Annotated in this window: 22 protein-coding genes, 1 riboswitch and 1 other annotated feature; of the genes, 7 read left to right on the forward strand and 15 right to left on the reverse strand. The window is 34.8% G+C overall.

The window, feature by feature from the left end:
* Window positions 1-101: 101 nt before the first annotated feature.
* Both C240_RS11615 and C240_RS11620 read right to left on the reverse strand, forming a co-directional pair.
* On the reverse strand, window positions 102-311 hold the full coding sequence (locus tag C240_RS11615) for a helix-turn-helix transcriptional regulator (RefSeq protein WP_271495857.1): 210 nt from the start codon (window positions 309-311) through the stop codon (window positions 102-104).
* A gap of 146 nt (window positions 312-457) precedes the next feature.
* On the reverse strand, window positions 458-739 hold the full coding sequence (locus C240_RS11620) for a hypothetical protein (protein ID WP_271495859.1): 282 nt from the start codon (window positions 737-739) through the stop codon (window positions 458-460).
* Window positions 740-1,498: 759 nt separating this feature from the next.
* Between C240_RS11620 and C240_RS11625 the strand changes: the two genes are divergently transcribed.
* Window positions 1,499-2,218, forward strand: coding sequence for a hypothetical protein (locus C240_RS11625; RefSeq protein ID WP_271495861.1), 720 nt, complete (start codon window positions 1,499-1,501; stop codon window positions 2,216-2,218).
* On the opposite strand, the gene C240_RS11630 is transcribed toward C240_RS11625, so the two are convergent.
* Genes C240_RS11630 through C240_RS11640 form a run of 3 tightly spaced genes read right to left on the reverse strand, consistent with a single transcriptional unit; the run spans window position 2,202 to window position 3,011 of the window.
* Window positions 2,202-2,381, reverse strand: coding sequence for a hypothetical protein (locus C240_RS11630; protein WP_271495863.1), 180 nt, complete (start codon window positions 2,379-2,381; stop codon window positions 2,202-2,204). The two genes, C240_RS11625 and C240_RS11630, sit on opposite strands and share 17 nt — an antisense overlap.
* Before the next feature lie 21 nt (window positions 2,382-2,402).
* Window positions 2,403-2,720: a MarR family transcriptional regulator gene (locus C240_RS11635; RefSeq protein WP_271495865.1), complete on the reverse strand. Its 318-nt coding sequence runs from the start codon at window positions 2,718-2,720 to the stop codon at window positions 2,403-2,405.
* 15 nt (window positions 2,721-2,735) lie between these two features.
* Window positions 2,736-3,011: a helix-turn-helix transcriptional regulator gene (locus C240_RS11640; RefSeq protein WP_271495868.1), complete on the reverse strand. Its 276-nt coding sequence runs from the start codon at window positions 3,009-3,011 to the stop codon at window positions 2,736-2,738.
* Between the two features lie 151 nt (window positions 3,012-3,162).
* Between C240_RS11640 and C240_RS16385 the strand changes: the two genes are divergently transcribed.
* From C240_RS16385 to C240_RS11660, 4 genes are all read left to right on the forward strand, one after another.
* Entirely contained in the window at window positions 3,163-3,567 is a 405-nt protein-coding gene (locus C240_RS16385) for a helix-turn-helix domain-containing protein (protein ID WP_442896595.1), read from the forward strand.
* 695 nt (window positions 3,568-4,262) lie between these two features.
* Window positions 4,263-5,177 (forward strand): helix-turn-helix domain-containing protein, encoded by a 915-nt coding sequence (locus tag C240_RS11650; RefSeq protein ID WP_271495870.1) that lies wholly within the window; start codon window positions 4,263-4,265, stop codon window positions 5,175-5,177.
* Window positions 5,178-5,315: 138 nt separating this feature from the next.
* Window positions 5,316-6,452 carry a site-specific integrase gene (locus tag C240_RS11655; RefSeq protein ID WP_271495872.1) on the forward strand — a complete coding sequence of 379 codons (1,137 nt, stop codon included), beginning with the start codon at window positions 5,316-5,318 and terminating at the stop codon, window positions 6,450-6,452.
* A 128-nt stretch (window positions 6,453-6,580) separates the two neighbouring features.
* Complete coding sequence (locus tag C240_RS11660) at window positions 6,581-7,621, forward strand: AI-2E family transporter (RefSeq protein WP_271495874.1); 1,041 nt, start codon at window positions 6,581-6,583, stop codon at window positions 7,619-7,621.
* Window positions 7,622-7,687: 66 nt separating this feature from the next.
* On the opposite strand, the gene nhaC is transcribed toward C240_RS11660, so the two are convergent.
* From nhaC to tyrP, 3 genes are all read right to left on the reverse strand, one after another.
* The gene (nhaC, locus tag C240_RS11665) at window positions 7,688-9,061 is read right to left on the reverse strand and encodes a Na+/H+ antiporter NhaC (protein ID WP_271495876.1); all 1,374 of its coding nucleotides are present in this window, start codon (window positions 9,059-9,061) and stop codon (window positions 7,688-7,690) included.
* Between the two features lie 153 nt (window positions 9,062-9,214).
* Window positions 9,215-11,092 (reverse strand): tyrosine decarboxylase, encoded by a 1,878-nt coding sequence (tdc, locus tag C240_RS11670; RefSeq protein ID WP_271495878.1) that lies wholly within the window; start codon window positions 11,090-11,092, stop codon window positions 9,215-9,217.
* Between the two features lie 32 nt (window positions 11,093-11,124).
* Window positions 11,125-12,531: a tyrosine-tyramine antiporter gene (gene tyrP / locus C240_RS11675; RefSeq protein WP_271495880.1), complete on the reverse strand. Its 1,407-nt coding sequence runs from the start codon at window positions 12,529-12,531 to the stop codon at window positions 11,125-11,127.
* Window positions 12,532-12,907: 376 nt separating this feature from the next.
* Window positions 12,908-13,111 (forward strand) — a binding site (T-box leader).
* Between the two features lie 54 nt (window positions 13,112-13,165).
* Between tyrP and tyrS the strand changes: the two genes are divergently transcribed.
* Both tyrS and C240_RS11685 read left to right on the forward strand, forming a co-directional pair.
* Window positions 13,166-14,434, forward strand: a complete 1,269-nt coding sequence (gene tyrS, locus C240_RS11680) for a tyrosine--tRNA ligase (protein WP_271495882.1) — start codon at window positions 13,166-13,168, stop codon at window positions 14,432-14,434.
* A 256-nt stretch (window positions 14,435-14,690) separates the two neighbouring features.
* Complete coding sequence (locus C240_RS11685; protein ID WP_271495885.1) at window positions 14,691-15,005, forward strand: YerC/YecD family TrpR-related protein; 315 nt, start codon at window positions 14,691-14,693, stop codon at window positions 15,003-15,005.
* A 123-nt stretch (window positions 15,006-15,128) separates the two neighbouring features.
* Here the strand turns inward: C240_RS11685 and lpdA are convergent, their stop codons facing one another.
* The 7 genes from lpdA to trxB all read right to left on the reverse strand — a co-directional run bounded on the left by lpdA (window position 15,129) and on the right by trxB (window position 25,800).
* Window positions 15,129-16,535 (reverse strand): dihydrolipoyl dehydrogenase, encoded by a 1,407-nt coding sequence (gene lpdA / locus C240_RS11690; RefSeq protein ID WP_271495887.1) that lies wholly within the window; start codon window positions 16,533-16,535, stop codon window positions 15,129-15,131.
* Window positions 16,536-16,542: 7 nt separating this feature from the next.
* Window positions 16,543-18,183 carry a dihydrolipoyllysine-residue acetyltransferase gene (locus tag C240_RS11695; protein ID WP_271495889.1) on the reverse strand — a complete coding sequence of 547 codons (1,641 nt, stop codon included), beginning with the start codon at window positions 18,181-18,183 and terminating at the stop codon, window positions 16,543-16,545.
* Between the two features lie 137 nt (window positions 18,184-18,320).
* Window positions 18,321-19,298 carry an alpha-ketoacid dehydrogenase subunit beta gene (locus C240_RS11700; RefSeq protein ID WP_271495891.1) on the reverse strand — a complete coding sequence of 326 codons (978 nt, stop codon included), beginning with the start codon at window positions 19,296-19,298 and terminating at the stop codon, window positions 18,321-18,323.
* Between the two features lie 2 nt (window positions 19,299-19,300).
* Window positions 19,301-20,416: a pyruvate dehydrogenase (acetyl-transferring) E1 component subunit alpha gene (gene pdhA, locus C240_RS11705; RefSeq protein ID WP_271495893.1), complete on the reverse strand. Its 1,116-nt coding sequence runs from the start codon at window positions 20,414-20,416 to the stop codon at window positions 19,301-19,303.
* A 590-nt stretch (window positions 20,417-21,006) separates the two neighbouring features.
* Entirely contained in the window at window positions 21,007-23,619 is a 2,613-nt protein-coding gene (gene mgtA, locus C240_RS11710; protein ID WP_271495895.1) for a magnesium-translocating P-type ATPase, read from the reverse strand.
* A 533-nt stretch (window positions 23,620-24,152) separates the two neighbouring features.
* A riboswitch (M-box (ykoK) riboswitch) is annotated at window positions 24,153-24,321 on the reverse strand.
* Window positions 24,322-24,389: 68 nt separating this feature from the next.
* Window positions 24,390-24,782 (reverse strand): DUF1398 family protein, encoded by a 393-nt coding sequence (locus C240_RS11715; protein WP_271495897.1) that lies wholly within the window; start codon window positions 24,780-24,782, stop codon window positions 24,390-24,392.
* An 85-nt stretch (window positions 24,783-24,867) separates the two neighbouring features.
* Complete coding sequence (gene trxB, locus C240_RS11720; RefSeq protein WP_271495899.1) at window positions 24,868-25,800, reverse strand: thioredoxin-disulfide reductase; 933 nt, start codon at window positions 25,798-25,800, stop codon at window positions 24,868-24,870.
* Window positions 25,801-25,939 lie beyond the last annotated feature (139 nt).

Raw genomic sequence — 25,939 nt, forward strand, 5'->3', positions numbered from 1 at the left:
TTTATCCCTCCATTGCTTCGCCAGTAAGACAGGTTCAATATTTTTGTGATAATCAACATTTAATTGTTGGTACAGTTTTTCATGTTGTTCTTTGGTCATAACTATTCCTCTCCTACTAACTCAAACAAATCTTCGACTATACAACCTAACAACTTAGCTAATTCCAAAGCCAAACTAACGCTAGGCTCATACTTTCCTTCTTTGATCCGCTGGATTGTTTTTGGTGCAACGTTTAACTTTTCAGCGATTTGTTCGTTACTCATTCCTTTGTCGTATTGACTGATAAATGAATAAATTTTTGATTTTGTCATTGTGATTTCCTCCTATCTAGTTAGTAATACAAAATTGAATACAAGTGATAATACGAGTGCGATTGCCACCAAGTAACAAACTATCTGTAATCTAAAGACAGCCTGTTTTGGTTTCTTATAGTGACAAAATGCCGCTAGTCCTTTTTTCATGTAAGCTCAACCTCCTTAAACCCTTCAGGCGTAATTTTTAGTTCCCCTAAATTGTATTTACGCAAAATTTCAATAATCTGATGAGTGTTTTCTTCGTGATGACCAGTCATAGTTATTAATTCAAACAACGATTGTTCCATTTTACGTATTCGTTTATTTTTATTTTCTAACTTTTCGGCTAAATCTCGATCAAGGTTATTTCTGTTTGCTGGAATACCATATTTAGAGCATGGATCATATAGATTATTTCCAATAAAGACACCGTTAACTTTTTTCATCTCGGTTGCTCCTTTCCGTATTGTTAGAAATTGTTTTGGTTGGTATAATTAAAATTAAAAAGGCTGGTATTGTAATGAAATTCAATAAAATATTCATAATAATTATTTTTTTGTTTATTAGTATTTTCGGAGTTTACTTCTTTATTGAACATGTTATCAGCGCCGCAGAACCGACAAGTATGTTCTATAAACTACAAGAGGTAAATATACAACTTTTTATTAAATCTTTTAGTGGTTGCATGCTTGCTTTTGCAGTTTATTTCGCAACTATCCCACATGTGCTGTCCATGATTAATCCTTCGATTAGTGTAAAGTTCATGAGAAAATTTCTTTTTTTTACATCCAAATTGTTTATTACATTAAGTTTCATTTTTTCTTTATTAGTTTCTTTGACAGAAGACCAATTCACTGTGGTTAGTGGTGTAATATCATTCTTCGCCTTGTTCTCATTTATTCTTCCAAAAGGTATCTCTAAACATTTCAAAAATTTCACTGAAGAATTGAACGACAAGGATACCGACTAATGAAATCAAAAACAATAGAATGACGTTCATATTCCTCCCCTCCTAATCCTCCACCCCACACTACACACCCATATAATGCCGATAAAAGCCCAACCTTGCACCGTCTCACCAGTGGCGAAACAACTCACGGCTATCGTTAGTAGGATTAGTGTTGCTGTGGTTAGTAGTATTGTTTGTTGCATGAGATCACTTCCTTTTGTATGGTATAATTCACTTGAAAGTGAGGTGAAACTTAATGACTCAATTTACAAGCCTTTTTGACGAACAATTTCTTGAATATATAAGAAAACAACAAAAATTATTTGCTCCAGTTAGCGAACGTTACGAAGCAATTAATAAAGCATTAGAACCAAATAGAATAGCTTTAAAGACCTTATCTGAAAAATATAGACCTTATATTGATTACGCTAATTCCATGACAGAATTATTTGAAAAAGCTCCTTCTCCGTTGTCAGGTTATGTTATTAATGACTCAAATGAATATGACACTGAACAAATAAAATCAGATATTATTTCTTTAGAAGACCGTTTATCCAATCTTGCAAAAGAACCAGATTTGTCTGAACGAGATCAAAAATTACTCAAAGATGCTCTTATATTTATTGGCAACCAGTCTTCGGAAGATATTCAAAAGTCTAGTGATAACTATTTCGCTGCAACCAATCCAGATACAGATATCAAGGATACAGGCGAAGATAAGTGGAAGTACAAATTCAATGAAACGAGTAACTCCAAAGATAAAGAACAGGCTGTAGATAAAATCCCAAATAGTAATCCCTCCTTTGTGGAAAAATTATTGTCTAAAGAGACTTTTCAAGAAGAAGCAATTAGCTTCATTCATCAATATATTTACAATTTGGTGGTGTTGGTCTCTATTGGTAAATTAGATCCATTATTTTTAGCCGTTTTAGTTACGGTGTTATTAAAGATACTGATTCCTAAAAATGACAAGTAACACTTTGATTTTTGTCTAAACTTAAAGGCTCGTGAATTGCTCTTGCTAATTCCTCGCCGTCTAAATGGATACTGGTAACTGTTTCTCTCTGCTCCTGACTACTCGCAATAGTTTGGAGCAATTTTGTTATTTCCTCTGGATTACCTTTAATAGTAATTTCCACATTTCTAGCCTCCTTGGTTGGTTACATAGCTCTAACTTTCCATGACAATTCATGATCTGCCAAAACTTTGCCATCATGACTATTTTTTGCTTTTTCGGCATCTTCGAGATTGTACTCATGTTCCTTGCCTCTTTTTCCTACTGGATTTACATTTGCTTTCTTAAGTGCTGTAGAAACCGTCGCCGTCGAACATCCCCATCGTTCAGCAAGTTCAGCTTTAGTGAAAATGGTTTGTTTGGATTTAGCAAAGTAAGTATCTTCTAAAATTTTCATTTGTTCTGTTACTTCTTCAGAAACTAAACGAGAAAGAGCATTTCTCAATTCTTCTGCCGCAGACATTGCTTTAACCCCCTTCTATGCTGATTGTTTAACTCTAAGTCTTTCTGATATTTTAGTTCTTAACTTTTGTTTATTTTTTTCTTCAAATACGAAAATTTCGTATTCTGAACCTAAAAAAATTTCATCGTAATTCAAATTAAAAGCCTTTCTGTATTTCGCAAGAAGACTATCTTTAATATTAGACGAATCCCTTTCAACGTTATAAATAGTACGATATGATACTTGAAAAAATCCAGCTAATTCTTTTTGCGTTATACCATTTTCAACACGTATTTCTTTTAGTGTTTTCATAAAATTCTGCCTCCCTCCTCAACTGATAACAACATTATAATACGTTATTTTCGTATAGTCAACAAAAATATTCGTTATTTTCGTATTTTGTTGTTTACTTTATGAAATTATGCGATATACTTATCTTAAACACTGAAAGGTTGGTACGTTTGTGAATAATAAAGAACAAAATATGATTATTGCAGAGAATATAAAAAAATATTTACGCTTGAAAGGTATAACGCAAAAAGAATTAGCTGATTCGATTGGGATTAAACCTTCTACCATGAGTGACTATCTTAACCTTAGATCAAAGCCCTCTCATGGAGTAATTCAAAAAATAGCTGATTATTTTGGGATCGGTAAAAGTGATATTGATACGACTTACAAGGAAGATTCTGATTTAACAATTTTTAACGACGAGAATAAGACAATAAGCAAACTATTCGAAAACGATAATGATGATTTTGTTCGTATTGTCAGAAATTTGGCGTCGCTAAGTGATGAACAATTGAAAATAGTAAATAATTTAGTAACTTCATTGTTGGAATTGGACAATAAAAGAGACCATAACTAGTCTCTTTCTTTTTTTAGATAATTTATCAAACTAAATAATCTTTTTAATAACGAAAAATCTTCAATTCCATTTATCAATTCACATATCTCTTTTTTATAATAATCCATACCAATACCTCCAACTCCCGATAGAAAGAAAAAGACAGTACATAAATAGCATGTACTGTCTCAAATTTATAGTTATCCTACACAATCGTATAACAAATAGGCTTTATATTGTCACAATATAAAAATAGATGATGCTATTATGTCAATAGTTTGTTATACTAAAATTGTTGTAGCGATAGCTACATTATTAGAGTAGTACACTAAAGCTTTCTCTTTAGTGTCTGTTCCTGACGCTCGACATAGGTTGGTAGCCTGTGGATGTTGGGAACAGCTCTTTATTTTTTTGCGCTTTTTTGATACGATAAAATATTAAATATTCCTTAACCACCTGATGTTATTACATAAACAGAAATTACACTAACTGCTGCAACTAATATACTAATCATTTTAACCCTCCTTTTTTGCTATCGTTTTAGATGACACTTCCATCCATAAGTGAATGATAACAGACAAATAACCCAAAATAAAGCACAATCAATACAATTGTGAAAATCGCATGACATTTGAACGTTTTGGGTAAAATTAATCAAAATTGGTATTTTTTTTACTTCTTTCATGCTAATATTACACAAAAGGATGGTGAAATGCATGGATATAGGGTCTGCTTTACGTTTTTTTAGAATGAAATTAGGATTTTCACAAAAAGATATGGCTCCAAATTTTTTAGATACTTCTGCTTATTCTCGCATGGAAGGAAATGTGCGCGGAGTTAAATTAGATGAACTTGAAGAAATGCTTTCTACACTAGGTATTTTATCTTCTGAATTTTTTATGTTCTGTGATATAGATACTGAACGTACGAATTTTAAAGATCTTTACTTTTATTGTGGCGCTCACTTAACGAACAAAAGTAAAAAACAAAGTTTATTGCGTTATTATGAAGCAGTAAAAAATAGTAATAATAAAACTTTAGCTGAACTTTCGAATTATATTGCTATAAAAAACTACTTTTCAACTCATTGGGAAGAAGTTGAAGAAATAACAGCTGAAGAGGTGGACTATGTATATAATCTGATGATGTCTAAAAGCTTTTACACATTTTATGATTATTTGATAATATCCAATATCGTTAGACTCTTCACTGCTAAACAAGTTGATTTAATAGTCTCCAGAATTATCCCTGTTTCATTTGAGAAAAATAGAACTCAAGAGACTTTGAGATACGCATATAACACACTTATCAATATTATATCTTTATGCTTGTATGCAGCAGACATAGAAAGTGCTGATAAGTACATTAAAATCGCTAAACGACAAAATAAATCTGAAACAGATATGAACTTTAAATTAAACTTACAATACCTTGACAATTTGTCTAAATATTTACAAACTGGAGAGTTGGTCTACATAGATCGAGTTCGCGATTTTATACATATACTAGAAGATGTAGGGGAAAACTTACATGCATCACAAGTGAAAAAAGAAGTGGAAACTCTAATCAAAGATAAAAGCGGCAAACAAATGTTGAACGAATACGAAGTAGGTTTATTCAAGAAGAATTAAATATTAGTTCACTCGTTGGTTTTCCGTTTGATATGTTATAATCATTTTGTAAATAAGGAATTTATTTTTGAGTTTTAAATAAAAACAATGAGCCTTCGGGCTTTTCTTTTTAACAAAATTTGAAAGGAGAAAGCGGGCGTGGCAACAATTAAAAAGTATACAAAAAAAGACGGGACTCTTGCCTATCAGTTTAATGCCTATTTAGGTGTTGATCCGTTAACAGGAAAATCCAAACGGACAACTAGACGCGGATTTAAAACGCAAAAGGAAGCTAAATTAGCTCTAGCACAATTGCAACTCGAGATTGAAAGTAACGGATTCTCCAAACAAGATTTCAGTCTTTTCAAAGACGTTTATGAGCTCTGGTACTTACAATACATAAATACTGTTAAAGCTACCACTGCACAACGTGTAAAACAATATTTCGAGAAACAAATACTCCCTGCTTTCGGTGGTTTGAAAATAAATAAAATCACTTCTGCTTATTGTCAAGAGATTGTTAATCAATGGGCAATAGAATACAAAAGATTTTACCCAATCAAATCCTACACAAATAAAATTTTTGAATTCGCAATTAGACAGAATCTAATTAAAGACAATCCTTTAAACAGGATAATTACTCCTAAGAAACAACGAGAAATAAAAAATAAAGATGAACAAAACTTTTTGGACAAGACACAGCTTAGAGATTTCCTGAAGCAAGCTGAGGTTAACGAGCCGCTAAAATATTATGCTGCATATTACACATTGGCTTTTACTGGATTACGTAAAAGTGAATTATTAGCTTTAACTTGGAATGATGTTGATTTTAAAAACAATACTTTAAATGTTAATAAAAGCGTCTCCATTCTAAACACTGGCGCTTACATTAGTACAACAAAAACAACATCCTCTGAAAGACTTATCTCAATAGACGTACTTACTCTAAATGTACTCAAAAAATGGAAGTTAGAGCAAAAGAAAGAATTACTTACTCGTGGTTTAAGAGTAAAAAATAATGATGTACAATTGTTGTTTAATGGTGATAAAAATGAGATAATGAACAACATCACATTATGGAAACGTTTAAAAAATTACACAGATTTTAATATCACTCCTCATGGGTTTCGTCACACTCATGCTTCTTTACTATTTGAGTCAGGTGCTACTATCAAACAAGTACAAGAGAGGTTAGGACACAGCGATATAAATACTACTTTAAATATCTATACACATGTGACCAAAGATGCTGAAAAGGATGTGGCAAATAGACTCATGAATTATATGGATTTTTAAGAATAGTATTCAACATGGTATTCAAATCACACGAAAAACCATTCTAAAGTTATTAAAACAACGTTTCTATAGTGTTAAATAAGATTATAGTTATCTTATTATCAGTTTTTTTATAAGGAGTGACGCTTGTGTCAGTATATGAAAAATTCATTCAGAACGAACGTTTAAGGCGATTTTTTGTTTTAGCAGCTGTTATTTTAGTGTTGTATCTCGCCCGCAGTATGATAACCATGATATTGCTAACATTTATTTTTACTTTTTTAGCACTGCATTTCGTAAAATTTGTTCAGCGCTTTATTAAAATTCCATCAATTTTATTGGTTATGGGAACCTATGCATTGATTGTTTTTCTGGTCTATCTGGCAATTACGAAGTATGTGCCTGTAGTCATCCATCAATCCATCCAAATGTATAATTCCGTCAGTAAATTTTATCAAAATCCGGCTGACGATCATAACCAATTGCTAATGATAATTGATAGTTATTTAGAAAAATCTAATTTAATGTCGCAAATTCAAAATGGTGCCAGCATCATTTTACGTTATGTGCAAGAAATTGGTTCGCTTGGTGTTTCACTGTTTCTTTCATTTATTTTGAGCTTCTTTTTTATGATTGAGAAAAAACAGATGGCAGATTTCTCCAAGTTATTTCTAACAAGTGATTTTGACTGGTTTTTCAAAGATATCTATTTCTTTGCTGATAAATTTGTGAATACCTTTGGCGTAGTTATGGAAGCTCAATTTTTTATTGCGGTTGTTAATACCAGTATCACCACACTTTGTCTGGCCTTAATCGGCTTTCATCAATTACCTAGTCTGGCAATTATGATTTTTATCCTTAGTTTAATCCCTGTTGCTGGTGTGATTATTTCTTGTATTCCTTTAAGCTTTATAGCTTATTCACAAGGCGGAATCAATGATGTGATTTATATTTTAATCGTAATAATTGTGGTTCATCTATTTGAATCATATGTATTGAATCCAAAATTTATGTCTAGTAAAACAGACTTGCCAATTTTCTATACTTTTGTGATTTTACTTGTCAGTGAGCGCTTGTTTGGCGTTTGGGGGCTAATTGTTGGAATTCCTATTTTCACATTCTTTTTAGATATTTTAAAAGTAAAAGCAATCAAGCCTTTGAAAAAAATACCAACAATCAAAAAAAGCTAAATTCTTTCAAATAGAAAAAGAAAGTGGTGATGGGTTTACAGACCATCATTCACTTTCTTTTTTGTTTTACTTATTTTCTTCGCTTTGTTTACTAAAAGCCGCAAACAAAAATGATATCATTGGCAAAATATAGCAGAATACTGCGTAAGGCAAATAACTAATCGTAGCAATTCCTAATGTTCCAGAAATGAACACTCCGCTCACCCCCCAAGGAATTAGCGGATTTATTACGGAACCTGCATCATTCAATTCACGAGAAAGTTGTGTTAAAGGAACTTTATTCTCTTTAAATTTATGGATAAATGATTTTCCAGGTAAAATAATGGAAAGGTATTGCTCACCAATCAATACGTTAATACCGATTGAACTCAGCATTGTAATAAAAACTAGTTTTTTGCGAGAGTTGATCGTTCGTTCAAAGCGATAAAGCAAACAGTCAATAATTTCCATTTTTATTAATAATCCACCCAAAGCTAATGCTAATATAATCAGCGAAACGGACCACATCATACTTTGAATTCCGCCTCTAGATAATAGTTCATCCACTTGAACATTTCCAGTTTGAGAAATAAACCCATTTTGAATCATGTCAGCTGTATGAATAAATGAAAAATCAGAACTTGAAAAAATCATTAATACAATAGATAATGTAATGCTTAACAACAACGTAGGAATCGCCGGAATTTTTTTCCACGCACAAACAAATAATACCAATAACGGCAATAGTGCCCAAGCCGAAATATTAAAATTTCCATTTAATGAATGTACAATACTTTGAATATTATTACTATCTAATGTGCCATCATAACGTAAGCCCATAAATAAAAAGTAAACACCAGAAATAATTGCAGCTGGAATCGACGTTTTATATGCATTTTTTAAATGAGCAAATAAATCTACATCTGAAATAGCCGCAGCTAAATTAACTGTATCCGACAATGGTGAAATGGAATTACCTAAAAAAGCCCCAGAAACAATTGCTCCAGCTGTTAACGCCGATTCCACACCGATCAGATTTCCCATACCGAGAAAGGCAATTCCAATAGTTGAAACAGTAGTAAATGAACTGCCAACTGCTCCGCCTACAATTCCGCAGACAATAAAAACGGTTGGGATAAAAAATTTCACCGACAAAAAGGAAAATCCCAAAACCATAATAGTTGGAATCGTTCCGTCAGCAATCCAAACACTAATCAATGCTCCAATCAAAATAAAAATTAAGATCGGAATAATACCGGACGATACCCCTTCAACCAAAGCTTCATGAATAAAATCCCAAGAAAATTTTTTATATCCAGCAAACAAAATCAGATAAGCAATCGCAATTAAAATAGCAACATGAGCAGAAATACCTAAACCAATTATACCGATACCAATCATTAACAATAATGTTATTAACAGAAACACTGCTTCACTAAACTTTACCTGATATGTTTTCATTTGTTGTTCCTCACAGTTTTATTGAGATAGCAATTGTTATCTGAGTTTTTTATGTACGAAAAAAATAATCCATTGCTTCTCATTTATTTTTTGAAAAAAGTGTAGATAAGACAAATCGATTCTTGTCTTATCTAACACCTCATCTTCTAATTATTATTCAGCGTAAATTGCTTCTAATTTTTCTTGAATTGCTTGTTTGATTTTACCCGCATATTCATCGAAGACTTCTTTATCATTCATATATGGTGACATTCCCGCCGCACGTAAAATGGTTACTTTATCTGCACGTTCCCACTCAGCACGAGAAAATCCTAAGCTGTTTACAAATTCAAACGGGCTGTGTCCATACTCTTCAATCGCAAAATCAGTATGTGATGTGATGAATTCATTCGTGTATAAACCACCTTTTGCATATGAAGCATAATCATAGAAATCATGATTTAATTTGTTCATTTTCACCAAATCAGTATTACCTTTTTCATTAAATACGTAATCAACCATGTTAAAATCAGGTTTAGTTAAAGCGTGAATTTCAATTGTTTTATCACCGACTTGGAATTCTAAGCCCTCGATAAAGTGATAGAAATGATATGCTCCTTCTATACTTGCACCCATTAATTTTCCGTAACCAGTCACGTTCAATGGCAATACTTTATGAGCAGTCCAAACAGCAGCGGCAGTGGCACCTGCTTTTGATCCTTCAAGAATATAAGCACCAAGTAAAGCTGGAATATCTGCGCCTTTTTCAAATACATATGTTGCGAAGTAAGAGATAACATCACGCATACGGATATCTTTAATCACTACACCACCAGCTGAATAAGGAATGTACCCCATTTTATGTGGATCGATTGTGACAGATTCAGCTTGTTCAATTGCTTTAAATGAGTCATAAATTTCTCTGGTTAACCAATCATTTTTTTCTTGGAAAATATTATGTTTGGCATAAACGTCTTCGATTTTATCCCATTCGATAAATTGATCGTTTTCGTCTAAGAAGATTGAACGGCCATAACCACCGTAAGCTGCATCCACATGTACATAGAAATAAATGCCTTCTTTAGCTAATTTTTCACGTAACGCAATAATTTGATCGATTCTGTCAACTTGGCCTTCCTCAGTTGAACCAACTACACCAACAACTCCTAATGTAGGAATTCCTTGTACTGCAAGATCACGGATTTGTGCTTCTAATTTGTCAATATCCATACGATATTCACTGTTTACTTCACCAGCGATCACTTGATCTAAACCAATACCGATAATATCTGCTGCTTTTAACCATGAATAATGTTTGGTTTGCGGTACAATCCATTTACCTAATTTATCTAGATTTTTACCACTACGTGCTGAATGAGCCTTGATTTCATCCATTTTATCTTGAACATTGTCTAAAATATCCAGAACTTCTGTTGTTGACATATTAAGTAGTTCCCACTCACTCTTACCAGCGACCATTTCAGGTACAACGGCTTGAATCGCAAATGGTAAAGATTTCATGTTACGTGCATACCATAGACCTTCTAAGTTAGCGATTGAACCATCTGCGGCAATATGTCCCCAACCGTCTTGGTAGCCCATCAAAGTTGCAAATTCTAAACCAACTTCTTCTTCCATTTGTGATGTTGCTGGTGATGATTCGTATGCTACATTATTTCCATTCCAAAGCATTGCTGTTGTATAGGCAATAATTGAAGGCATTAATGTTTCAGCGTTCATATGACCCCAGAAACGTCCAGCAGAATGCCATGGAAGTGATTCTGTACGTAAACGAGAAGATAAAACATTAAAAACACTTCTCATATTGTCTGCTGTTTCTTGGAATGTTTTAGAACTTCTATCTTGCGGTGTAATTACTGGTAAATCTTGCGGCATATAGTTTTGTCTCCAGCCGACATGCTCATCAATCATTTTGTTTAATAGTTCTTTGAATAAATCAACGTTTTCACCTTTATCACCGATAAATAATGCTTTTAAGTTTGTATCGTCTGTATTGAAATTTTTCACGAAATTTTCCTCCAATATTTTCATAATTACTCATGGTAAAAACATTTCCCATGCTTTTACTTATCTGTCTTTTTCCACTCTGGTTTTTTTCTCTTATAAATAATCAACGCAATAGCTATCATAATTAATGTTGCTGCAACTTGATAAATAATATAAGCAACATGACCTGATTGCGGTACGGATGTTGGCGGTATTAAACTAACTAAAATAGTTACAACCACACTTACAATTGCTAAACATGAAACAAACCACATTAGACCATTACCTTTACTGCCTAATCTAAATGGACGTTCAACACTTGGCATGCTGTAACGTAATTTAATTGCTGAAAGAGAAATCAATAAGTAAACCACACAATATAGAATTGTTGTTGTAATTGTAATAATCAAGAACGCTTCACTAATATCCGGAACAACGACATATAGGAATGACACAAGAGAAATAACGATTGCTTGGATCATCACAAATGTAATCGGGATACCTTTTTTATTCCGTTTTTGGAAGAATGGTGGTAAGTTCCCTTCATCTGCTACTTTAATCATTGATTTACTTGGACCTAAGACCCATGCGCTCAATTGAACTAATACACCGATTAGGATCATTAGAGAAACGATATTATTAAAAATCGCTGGAATTGCAAGATCTTCCGTCATGATAACGAATGGTTGGGTAATATTGGCTAATTCCATTTGACCTGCTGGTACACTGTCAGCAACACTTAAACCAGCGACTAAATTAAAGACAACTAATAATAAAACAGAAGCAATAACTGCAATTGGATAATTACGTTTTGGATTATCAATATTATTGGCATGAACAGATGAAATCTCAACCCCTGCAAAGATAAAAATAATCCCTGTTAATGTTGGTAAACTACCCAAATCACTTAAATCCGGCAATAATTTACCTGCTTCAAAATGACCTAAATAACTATCAGGATTGATCCCGTGTTTTGCCATATACATTAAACCTAAAACAACTAAAGCGACAAATGGAATGTAAACTCCGATAACCGCTCCCCAGTCACCAGCAATTTTGACCATATCAAATTTTAAATTTAATAAAGTAATCGCCCAATAGGATATTAAAATCATAATAAAAATAAACAAATTGTTATGACCCAAATCTGGACGGTCAATCACATAACCTAGTAAAACGCCAACTGTTGACGCAACCATAACCATTCCGAAAAACATTTGTACCCATAGTAACCATGAAGTAACAAAACCCCATTTTTCTCCAAAAGCATTACGTACCCAAACTTGTGGTCCGCCTTCTTCCGGCCATCCAGTAGATAGTTCAGCTGAAATCAAAGCAATTGGTAAAGCGAAAAAACACGCTGCAATCACCATATAAAATATTTGTGCCCATCCTGTTGATGCTAATGTCGGTACACTACGCACGGTTCCAAAAAAGGCCATTGTAATTCCGATTAATCCAAATAATGACAATTTCTTATTCATGTTGACCTCCTGATAATTTTTATTTTTTGTTTCTCACATGTGAAATCACATTCAAAGTATAGGTACCTTTACCAGCCAAGTCAAAAAGAGCTGAATTAAAAAAATCAGCCGTTATTTAACATTTTCCTACTCTGTATAACGCATTAGCGCTTTAGCGCGCTAAAGTATTTAAGTGGGAAAAAGCCCGTAATACAGCTTTTTGTCAATGAGGTTATTTTATTTGTTAGAAATCATTTCAATAGATTAGCTATTTCAATAAACCTAGATTAAAGAGAAGCCTCTCAATATGAGAAAGTCTTCATTTAAAAATAATAATTAAAAAAAAGAAGTATTTGACAAGTCGACTAATTTGTCGTAGAATTGCCATAAAATAACATATCAAACAATGGTAAAGCGAAGTAGCATGAATGTTCCCATTTTAGAGAGTCAGTGCTTGGTGAAAACTGACATGTACATTTTTTGTGAATTACACTTTATGGTTTCCTACCGTAAGTAGGCGTCTATCTACGATACAGATTTGAGAGGTATATAATTATTTATATACAATTTGGGTGGTAACACGGTGAAGTTCGTCCCATAGGTTTAATAGCCTATGGGGCGTTTTTATTTTTATATGAGGAAAGGAAGAAAGACTATGACAAACATTATTGACGAATTAGAATGGCGCGGCGCCATCAATCAGCAAACAGACAGCGAAGGTTTGCGTAAATATGTAGAAACTGAGAGTATTTCATTATACTGTGGTGTTGACCCAACTGGTGACAGTATGCATATTGGACATTTAATTCCATTTATGATGTTAAAAAGATTCCAAGCATTTGGTCATCATCCATACATTTTAATCGGTGGTGCTACTGGAACAATTGGTGATCCAAGCGGGCGTACAACTGAACGCCAACTTCAAACAATGGATACTGTTCAACACAACGTTGATTCTTTAACAAGACAAATGGAGAAATTATTTGAAGTTGAAAACGATAATCACTTAACTTTAGTAAACAACTACGATTGGACACATAACTTATCTCTTTTGGATTTCTTAAGAGATATCGGTAAATTTTTCAATGTGAATACAATGTTAGCTAAAGATATTGTGGCTAGCCGTTTAGACACAGGAATTTCATTTACAGAATTTACTTACCAAATTCTACAATCAATGGACTTTTTACACTTATTCCAAAACCACAATGTTCGTATGCAAATTGGTGGCGCAGATCAATGGGGTAATATTACGGCAGGATTAGACTTAATCCGTAAAAAAGAAGGCGCTGAAGCCAAAGCATTTGGTTTAACAATTCCATTGATGCTTAAAGCTGATGGAACAAAATTTGGTAAAACAGCTGGCGGAGCTGTTTGGTTAGATCCAGAAAAAACAACGCCTTACGAATTTTACCAATTTTGGGTAAACCAAGATGACCGTGATGTAATCAAATACTTGAAATTCTTCACTTTCTTAACTAAAGAAGAGATTGATGCTTTAGAAGTTAAAGTTCAAACAGAACCGCACCTACGTGAAGCTCAACGTGTCTTAGCAGCAGAAATGACGAAATTTGTTCATAGTGAAACAGATTTAAATGATGCTTTAGCTATCTCTGAAGCGTTATTTTCCGGTAACGTTAGCAAATTGACTTCAAAACAAATTGAAGAAGGTTTTAAAAACATGCCGACAGTTGAAACTGAAACATTAAACCAAAATCTTGTTGACTGGCTAATCGAATTAGGTATCGAACCTTCAAAACGTCAAGCACGAGAAGATATTACTAATGGTGCTATCTCAATTAATGGTGAAAAGATCAAAGAACTTGATTTTGAAGTTACGAACGAACAAACTTTTGATGGCAAATTTATTATTGTTCGAAAAGGCAAAAAACAATACACTTTAGTAAAAATCGCTTCAAAATAAGCATTAAGAACTTATAAGAGTACGCGATTAAAGCTTTCATTGCTTTAATCGCGTACTCTTATTTTTTACTATTTTCTCTATTGATTTTTTTAATAAACTTTCACCCTAGAAACATTTTTACTGGACAAAATAGGGTTATGATTTATAATAGAAAAATAGTTAGGCTATGGGTAAAAAATCTAGATGTAAGCCTGTAAGACAGCACTTTATTACATTTTTTATCCAGATTTTTAAGCTTTATTTTAAGGAGGAATTTATGAAGATTGACAAAATTCAAGACGGTCATGGCGATGAGTTTTTCCGTTCGTTACTCGCTTTAGAAACACTGGAAGATTGTTACAATTACTTTGATGATTTAATGACCTTAAAAGAATTAGATTCAATGATTCAACGGTTTGAGGTTGCAAAGCTACTATTATTAAATAAAACCTACAGCGATATTGCAGAAGCTACAGGTAGCAGTACAACGACTATTTCTAGAGTTAAAAGAATTTTAGATGAAGGAAATGGTGGTTTGCTTGAAATGGTTCATAGAATCGATGAGCAAGATGATGAAAACCTTCATCATTAATTTTAAAATAAATATTCATTTATAAACTCGTTCACCAGTAAATCTAAAATTGGTGAACGAGTTTATTATTATAAAAAAAGCCGGGCATGGCCTGCCCGGCTTCTCTGTGTGACAAATATGCTATTAAATATGAATTGGCAAACCTAAAGCCAACTCAGAAGCATCCATAGTAATTTCACCTAAAGATGGGTGAGGATGGATTGTTAATGCGATATCTTCTGCATTCATACCAGATTCAATTGCTAATGATAATTCAGAAATCATATCACTTGCGCCGACTCCGCCAATTTGTGCTCCGATAATTACATTATCTTCGTTTGTTGTTACTAAACGTACAAATCCTTCTGTTTTACCTAAAGAGATTGCACGGCCGTTACCAGCGAATGGGAATTTGTAAGCAGTAGCTTCTAATCCCGCTTCTTTAGCTTCAGCAATTGTCATACCAACACTTGCTAATTCAGGATCAGTGAAGGCTACAGCAGGCATTGCTTTGTAGTCAACTTCAACTTTTTTACCAGAAATTGCTTCAGCAGCAATCTTAGCTTCGTAACTTGCTTTATGAGCAAGTGCAGCACCTGGTACAATATCTCCGATTGCAAAAATGTTTGATACGTTTGTTCTACCTTGTTTGTCAACTGGTACTAAACCACGTTCGCCAACTTCAACGCCCGCTTGTTCAAGACCAAGATCATCAGTATTTGGGCGACGACCAACAGTTACCATTACGTAGTCAGCAGTTACTGATTCTTCTTTGCCGTCTACTTCATATTTAACTGTTACGCTGTCGCCATTGTCGATTGCTTCTTTAGCCATCGCTTTAGTCACAACTGTTACATTTTTCTTTTTAAAGTCATCTGTAACAAGTTTAACCATATCTTTTTCATATGTTGGTAAAATTGAAGGACTACCTTCTAAAATTGTTACTTCAGAACCTAAGTTAGCATACGCTCCGCCAAGTTCTGCACCGATCACACCGCCACCGATAATAACGAATTTTTTAGGTACTTCTTTCAAGTTTAAACCACCAGTAGAATCTAAGACACGTCCGCCAAATTTAAATCCTGGAATTTCAATCGGGCGAGAACCTGTTGCTACGATAGCATTGTTGAAAGAGTATGTTTGAGCTGAATCTGGATGAATCACGCGTAATGTGTTTTCATCAACAAAGAAAGCTTCTCCTTCAATAATCTCTACTTTGTGTTTTTTAAGCAGCATACCTACGCCGCCTGTTAGTGATTTAACAACTTTATTGTCTTTCCACTCTTGTGTTTTTGTGAAGTCTAATTTCACATCTTTAGCAGTAACACCAAACAATGTTGAATCTAATGATTCTTGGTAATGATGCCCTGCTGCGATCAATGCTTTAGAAGGAATACATCCAACGTTTAAACATACACCGCCGATAAATTCACGTTCAATAATCGCAACTTTTTGACCCATTTCAGCAGCACGAATTGCTGCAACGTATCCTCCAGGGCCTGAACCAATTACGACTGTATCTAATTCAATGGCGAAATCTCCTACTACCATCTGATAATCATCCTTCCATTAATAGTAATTCTGGATCAGCTAATAAACGCTTGATGTTGTTCATTGCTTTTTGAGCAGTTGCTCCGTCAACAATGCGGTGGTCAAAACTCATTGAAAGTTTCATTACACGGCCAACAACGATTTCTCCATCTGCATTTACAACTGGTTGTGTAGCGATTGTACCCACTCCTAAAATTGCAACTTCAGGGTAGTTAATAACTGGTGTGAACCAGCCGCCGCCAACTGAACCAATATTACTGATTGTAATAGAGCCATCACGCATATCTTGAGCAGTTAATTTACCTTCAATAGCCAAGGCTGCTTTTTCGTTGATTTCATCAGCGATAGCAAACATGCTCTTAGTATTCGCATTTTTAACGTTTGGTACATATAAACCATGATCTGTATCTGTTGCGATACCGATGTTATAGTAATTTTTATAAACAATTTCTTGTGCTGCATCGTCAATAGATGCGTTCAAGATTGGGAATTTTTGAACTGTTGCAGTTAATGCTTTTACAACGTATGGTAAGAAAGTCAATTTTGTGCCGTTTGCCGCAGCAACGTCTTTAAATTTCTTACGGTGATCCCAAAGTTTAGAAACTTCAACTTCATCATGCAATGTAACGTGTGGTGCAGTATGTTTACTGTTAACCATCGCTTTAGCAATTGCTTTACGAGTTGGTGTCATTTTTTCGCGAGTTTCAGCTTCACCTAAATCAGAAACAAATGGTTTAGCAGGAGCTTTTGGTGCTGCTGCCGTTTCAGTTGCTTGAGGTGCAGCCGTTGTTTGTTCTGCTTGTGCAGGAGCTGCTGCTTGTCCGCCGCCTGAGATAAATGATTCGATATCTGCTTTTGTAACACGTCCGCCTTTACCAGTTGGTGTTACTTGAGTAATATCTACATCTTTTTCACGTGCAAATTGACGAACTGATGGCATAGCCAACACACGTTTGTTTGGATCAGCCGCTGCTACAACACCAGTTGATGCCGCAGGTGCAGGAGCTGCTTGTTCAGTTTGAGCAGGAGCACTTGCTGCTGGAGCAGATGCTGGTGCATCATTATGTCCAGGTGCATCAATTTCAATCAATACATCCCCAACATTTGCTACTGTACCTTCTGGAACAACAATATTTTTAACTGTTCCTGTTACTGGTGAAGGAATTTCTTCAACAGATTTATCATTTTGTACTTCTAATAATGTATCGTCTTCATTGATTGTATCGCCTGATTTAACGAACCATTTTACGATTTCGCCTTCTGCAATACCTTCACCAATATCTGGTAATTTAAATTGGAAAACGCCACCGCCATTGCTAGCTGCTGGTGCTTCCGGAACCGCTGCTGGTTGTGCAGGAGTTTGTTCTTGAGCTGGAGCTGCTGCAGGCGCTGCATCATTTTCAGGATGCCCTGGCGCATCGATTTCGATCAATACATCTCCAACGTTTGCTACTGTGCCTTCTGGTACTACGATTGATTTAACTGTTCCTGTAACTGGAGATGGAATCTCTTCTACAGATTTATCGTTTTGTACTTCTAATAGTGTATCGTCTTCATTAATTGTATCGCCAGCTTTAACAAACCATTTTACGATTTCGCCTTCTGCAATACCTTCACCAATATCTGGTAATTTAAATTGATAAGCCATTTTTTAAGCCTTCCCTTCCTTTATCAAATCTGTCTAACTGATAAATTGCAGAAAACAACAGCGCTTAATTTCCACGTAATAAAAGATATTACGCGAAAATTAAGGCATGCTATTTAAAGCAAATTATTCAGTTTTAATTAAAATTCTGCGATTTCTCTAGCTTTCGCTTCGATATCTTTAGCATTTGGCAACCAAATGTTTTCTGCTTGTCCAAATGGGAAGATGGTATCTGGAGCAGATACACGGCCAATTGGCGCTTCTAATGATAATACAGCGCGTTCAGAAATCTCAGAAACAACCATAGCACCAACACCAGCTTGTTTTTGCGCTTCTTGAACCACAACTACACGACCAGTTTTTTCAACTGATTTGATGATTGTTTCAACATCTAAAGGAGCAACAGTACGTAAGTCAATGATTTCAACAGAAATATTGTCTTTAGCTAAGTTGTCAGCTGCTTTAATTGCTTCACGAACCATAGCACCGTAAGTGATGATTGATACATCTGTTCCTTCACGAGTAACAGCCGCTTTATCCAAAGGTACTTCATAAGCTTCATCCGGCACTTCCTCACGGAATGAACGGTATAGTTTCATATGTTCTAAATAAACAACTGGGTCATTACTTCTAATAGAAGAAATTAATAATCCTTTTGCATCATATGGGTTTGATGGGATAACAACACGGATACCAGGAGATTGAGCAATCAATCCTTCTAAGTTATCTGAGTGAAGTTCTGGTGTATGCACACCGCCACCAAATGGCGCACGAACAGTGATAGGCATGTTACGTGTTCCGCCCATACGGTAACGAGTACGAGCCATTTGACCAACGATTTCGTCAAATACTTCAAATACGAATCCAAAGAATTGGATTTCTGGAACTGGACGGTAACCTTCTAAAGCTAAACCAAAAGCTAAACCACCGATTCCTGATTCTGCTAAAGGAGTATCGAAGACACGGTCTTCGCCAAATTTTTCTTGTAAGCCTTCAGTTGCACGGAAAACTCCGCCGTTTTTACCAACGTCTTCACCGAAGACTAGTACGTTTTCGTCTTTCTCTATTTCAAGAGCTAAGGCATCTGTAATTGCTTGGATCATTGTTTTTTGTGCCATGATTATTTCGACTCCTTCGCTTCGTAGAATGCAATTTGTTCTTTAATGTTTTGTGGTTGAACTTCAAACATGTTTTTCAAGAAATCAGAAACTTTTTGTTTTGGAACTTTATCAGCTTCAGCGATTGCTACTTTGATTTCTTCTTTTGTTTTTTCGATAATTTCGTTTTCTTTTTCTTCAGACCATAAACCTTTGTCTTCAAGATATTTACGGAAACGAACCAATGGATCTTTTTGAGTCCACTCGTCATCCATGTCTTTAGAACGGTAACGAGTTGGATCATCACCTGATAATGTATGTGGACCATAACGATAAGTTAAAGTTTCGATTAAAACAGGACCATTTCCTGCTGCAGACCAGTCACGCGCTTCTTTAGCAATTGCATAAACTGCTAATGGGTCCATACCGTCAACAACGATCCCTGGAATTCCTGCTGCTACTGCTTTTTGTGCTAATGTTTTAGCTGCAGTTTGTTTTTCACGAGGAGTTGAAATCGCGAAACCATTATTTTGAATGATAAATACGCCATTTGCTTGGTATGCACCAGCAAAGTTGATTGCTTCATAGAAATCACCTTGAGAAGAACCGCCATCACCAGTATAAGTGAAGACAACGTTTTTCTTGCCGCGTTTTTTCATACCTAAAGCAACACCAGCTGCTTGGATGTATTGCGCACCAATGATGATTTGTGGTGGTAGAGCATTTAATTCCGGCGCATAGTGGTTACCCGCTACGTGTCCACGAGACCATAAGAAAGCTTCTGTTAATGGAAGACCATGTTGAACCAATTGAGGAACATCACGATATCCAGGTAATAAGTAATCTTCTTTTTCCATTGCAAATTGACTTGCCAGCTGACTTGCTTCTTGTCCAGCAGTTGGCGCGAAAAAGCCTAGACGACCTTGACGGTTCAATGCAGTTGAGCGTTGGTCTAATACACGTGACCAAACCATGCGAGTCATTAATTCTACTAATTCGTCATCTGATAAATCTGGTACTGCGTCTTTGTTTACGATTTTCCCATCTTTATCTAAAATTTGAAATGTTGGGAAATCAGCGTCGACTTTTTCCATAAGTGCGTTAAAGTCAATAGGTTTTTGTTTCTTTGCCTTTGCCATTTTGTCACACAATCCTCTCTGTTACGTTTCTTTTTTTCGAAAAAAGTACAACAGTCTGAAAAACTGTATTACTTTTTATCGACTACACTTACAAATTATCACTAATCAGGTAAAAGAGCAAGTAAAAAGTTGCTATTTCTTTAAAATTCATTAAATTAGCCAAAACCTTTCGTACCAAAGGTTAGTGATTAAAATCACAAACAAGAAACCGTTTTACAAATCCTGTCTATAAGCCAATCCTTTGACAATCACCTGTTATAGTCATTCTACACATTGTTATGCTACAGCAAATAGCTATGTTAGAAATTAGTTCCTTTATAGAAATTTAAATTTCATGCTTTTAAAAAAAATGATACCAGACAAAATCAGTTCAATTTTGTCTGGTATTTTATAAAAAGCGAATAATTTACTCGTTAAATTTTAAATAGCATTTTTTTTACGAATATCATTTAGAAAAACATTTATATTTTTCGTCATTTGATAACTACGATTTCTTTTTCACAAATTTTAATTTATCGTTTTCTTTCAATTTTTCTAGAAAAATGGATTTGAAGCACGTTTAAAATCAGAATACATTTTGTGAAATTTTCTTAAATCCATTCTTTCGTAATGTGAATATAGAGTTTTTTTGCTACTTCAACTGTGACTAAATATAGTACAATGATTAAAATAAACCAACCCCAGTAATTAGCTGGAAGTTTCACAAAGTCGAAAGCGTCACGTATTGGAGTTAAAACAATTAATATTCCTAAAGCAATTGCACCGATGCTAGATAGAATAACTGGTGTTGATGCAATACTTTGAATAAACGGTAATTTTCTGGTTCTAACCATATGGACAACCAATGTTTGACTGACTAACCCAACGACGAACCAACCTGTTTGGAACAGACTTTGCGTAGCAATGGTGTTAGCACTAAAGACATACCACATTACCAGATAGGTCATAATATCAAAAATACTACTGACTGGACCAATACATAAGGTAAATTTCATCAAGCCATTCGTTTCCCAATGAACTGGTTTTGCTAACTCTTCTTCATCTACATTGTCCCAAGGAATCGTCAATTGAGCGATATCATAAATTAAGTTTTGAATTAATAGTTGGATAGATAGCATAGGTAGAAACGGTAAGAAAGCACTTGCTACTAAGATTGAGAAAACATTCCCAAAGTTAGAGCTAATCGTAATTTTAATATACTTCATCATATTGCTAAAGACTTTACGTCCTTCTATAACGCCATCTTCCAAAACGTTTAGACTCTTTTCAAGTAAAATAATTGAGCTGGCATCTTTGGTAATATCCGCTGCTGTATCAACCGAAATTCCTACATCCGCTTTTCTAAGGGCTGGTGCATCATTAATGCCGTCCCCCATAAAGCCAACAGTATGCCCATTACTTTGAAGTGTTTCAATAATTCGAGATTTTTGCATTGGGTTTAGTTTAGCAAAAAGATTCGTCTTTTCGACTTCTTCTTTCATCTGCTCATCTGACATTGCATCGATTTCAGACCCTAAAACAACATGAGAAACTTCAATTCCTACATCGCCACAGACCTTTTTAGCAACAATATCATTGTCACCAGTTAAAACTTTTACATTCACACCATGCTCATGTAACGATTTGATTGCCGTAATCGCTGATTTCTTCGCTGGATCTAAGAAGCCCATAAATCCAATCAGAGTCATGTCTTTTTCATCTTCAACAGCGTAAATGGCTTCACTATGGACATCTTTTTTGACAGCGACAGCAAGAGCTCGCATGCCTTGTTCATTCATCCGAATGTTGACTTCACGCATTTTTTTACGTAATTCCGGTGTAAGCGGAACTAATTGCCCATCGATTTCAGCATGAGTACAAACGGCTTCCATTTCTTCTACGGCACCTTTGGTAATCATTAGTTGGTGTCCATCGGCATTCACAACAACAGTTAAGCGGCGGCGAGAAAAATCAAACGGAATCTCATCCAACTTAGTTACTGATTTAAAGGGACTTTCGATACCATTTTCTTCATGAAAATTAATTACCGCAATATCCATTAAATTTTTCCAGCCAGTTTGATAATGAGAATTTAAAAAGGCCATATCTAATACATTGTCATTAACATTTCCCATTGGATCTAAGTGTTGAACGAGAACAACGCGGTCTTCTGTAATTGTTCCAGTTTTGTCTGTACATAAAACATCCATACTGCCTAAATTTTGAATAGAAGGTAATTCTTTGACGATCACTTTGTGTTTAGACAAACTTAATGCGCCTTTAGCTAAATTACTAGTAACAATCATTGGCAGCATTTCGGGAGTTAAACCAACTGCTACAGCAATCGCGAAGAAGAAGGCTTCTCCCCATTCACCCTTGGTTAGTCCATTAATTAAAAAGACGATCGGGAACAAAATCATTACCATCCGTAGTAGAAATTTACTAACTTTAGTCAGACCAATATCAAAGGATGTTTTTCCTCTTTGAGTTGTTGCATTTTTAGCAATATCACCAAAAAATGTATTTTGGCCGGTCTTTAAAATAATCGCTTTTCCTTGTCCACTCAATACATCAGTTCCCATAAAAACTAAATCTTGCATATCAAGTGCTGACACATTTTCTTGATTTCGATCGACACCAGCCTCTACAAATTTTTCAACCGGCATAGATTCGCCTGTTAATGAAGACTGATTGATAAATAAATCCTTTGTCCAAATCAAAACGGCATCAGCTGGAATCATATCTCCAGTTGCCAGAGTAACAATATCACCAGGAACAACTTCATCCATTGGAATTTCTTTTGTTACGCCCTCTCGTGTAACGGCAGTGGTATTTTCAATCAGTTCTTTCAGACTTAAACTGGCTTTTTGCGAACGATATTCTTGAATAAAAGCTATCACCACACTTGCCAAAATCATCAAGCCCATTACAATGGCAGCTTCAAAATCTTTCGTTGCCGCTGATACTACCATTAATAAAGCTAAAACATAAACAAAAGGATCTTTAAATGCTTCTAAAAACATAATAATTGCTGGTGTAGGTTTTTGAGCGGAAACTTCATTTAGACCATATTCTTCTAAACGATTTTTCGCATCTTCTTCTGATAATCCTTTTTCAGAAGTGCGCAATTCCATCATTAAATCTCGTTCTGACAGCATAGCTAATTTACGTAATTCTTGATCTTTGGTTGTTTTCTTTAAATCTGTCATTTTTTTATTCATCATTTTCTTTTCCTCCTTACAATGGACTTACTTTTTGCTTTAAGTAGTTTAGGACTTAAAGAATTAACGAAGAAACACAGTTTAAATATAAGTTATTATTTTTAGAGTTAAAAGATTATAAGTGCATTTTTTCAAGCTTTATTTACTTCGTTTAGCCAGACTTACCTTGCTAAGCAGGATGAAGAAAAATTTATTTCGATTCCATCATTTCCAAGATAAAGGCTAGATTTAATTTTTTATTCGACTGACTGGGGTCTACCATGTAACTCTTCCTTTCTTTTTTGATGATGGATGTTTTGATAATTGTTTGGTTACTTTGATTATATGCTGAAGTATAGGTTTAGACTAATGATTTACTACTTTTGATTAGTATTATTTTAGTAGCTACCAGATTTCGTTGGGAAACTCCAATCTCAGTCCTTCAATTCTTAGAGCTTTAGCTCATAGAAATTGATGAGATCGAAACGAACTGTAGTGATTCAAAGCAAAACGCACACTCAACAATAGAGTGTGCGTATCAAATAGCAACTTAAATTAACATTTCTCTATCGTTGAGCTTTAGCACTATAGGGCGTAGATAATTTCTTATCAGCTACGTTATGAATGACCTTCACGATCATTCCTGTTCAACCAACTAAGAGTCTCTCGATTCTTTCGCGGCAGCAGCATATGTCCAAATAGGAGCCTCACCTAACAATTATTCAGTTTTTTATCCATCAACATCATAGTTCAAATTATCTTTATTGTCAAAGGAAACAGCAAGCCATTCCATCTTATACCACAGGAATTGGTTCACTCAAAAGTACTTTGCCGCTATTTCCAAAATAATCTACCTTCATACCAAGTAAATCTGAACGCCAATAAGCTACACCAGCTAAACCAGCTAGTTCTGCAAAAGTCTCAAAATTAATCGCCCCAGACTGGGCTTTCAAAACAGCTTCTTTAATCTTTTCAGCTGATTCCTCAGTGACAACCGTTTTCGGTACGCCATTCATTTTAACGTCAACATGAGATGATTCATCATAATAACGATAAAGTCCTTCTGCTACTAAATAATCATATTTCTCCACACCAATTTTTTTGAAATCACGAATTAATTCCGCAAAACCACCCGCATTTTTTTCATTATTCACTATTTCCTCGATTGCTTGTAAGTTTAAACTCATTGTCATCACTCTCTTTCAATTAAAAATAGATCTAAGTCAAAACTTATGAGGCTTTAACTTAGACCATACTCAATTCATTTTACTACTATTTAACTTCTTCAACTTCAGATAAGTCTTCAATATATTTATACACTTGTTGTCCGGCAATTCCGCCTTCACCAACAGCTGTCGTGATTTGACGCAATGTTTTTTCACGCACATCACCAATTGCAAAGACACCAGGTATACTGGTTTTCATATCTTGATCTGTTTCAATCCAGCCTTCAGCATTAGTTAACCCAGCATTTTTAAATGGTTCCGTTAGTGGATCTAGACCAACATAAATGAACACTCCATCAGCTGGAACTTCTTTCACTTCATCAGTTAAAACATTTCTTAATTGTCCGCCAGTCACAACCATATCGTTACCTACGATTTCTTCTAAAACTGTATTCCATTCAAATGAAATTTTTTCGTTGGCAAATGCACGGTCTTGAATGATTTTTTGTGCACGTAGCTCATCACGACGATGAACAATCACAACTTCTGAGGCAAATTGAGTTAGATAAATTGCTTCTTCCACCGCTGAGTCGCCCCCACCGATGACTAACAATTTTTTATTGCGGAAAAAGGCGCCATCACAAACAGCACAATAAGAAACACCACGTCCGGCAAATTCATCTTCACCTTTCACACCTAATTTACGATGCTCACACCCTGTTGCAATGATAACCGTTTTAGCTTGATACGTTTTATCATCACAAATAACTTCTTTATATGAACCTTGATCTTTAATATCCATTACAATTCCGTAAGCATTTTCCGTACCGAATTTTTCTACGTTTTCATACATTTTATAGGCCAGCTCAGGACCCATAATTGAATCAAAACCAGGATAATTTTCCACCTCAGCGGTATTATTCATTTGGCCTCCAGGAGCACCACGTTCAATCATCAAAACTGATAAGTTAGAGCGTGACGCATATAACGCTGCAGTCATTCCTGCTGGTCCTGCACCAATTATAATTACATCATACATAGTTTTAACCTCCGAATTTTTCAAGTACATTTACTTTACAACTTAACTAGTTGATTGTCTATATTTCTGCCCAATCAGCAAAAATCATCAAATTAATCGCTATTCATTATAGCATTCTTTTTCAGCTAATTCATCCATT

This window comes from Enterococcus sp. 5H (assembly GCF_028128615.1).
In the GTDB taxonomy this organism is placed as follows: Bacteria; Bacillota; Bacilli; order Lactobacillales; family Enterococcaceae; genus Enterococcus_L.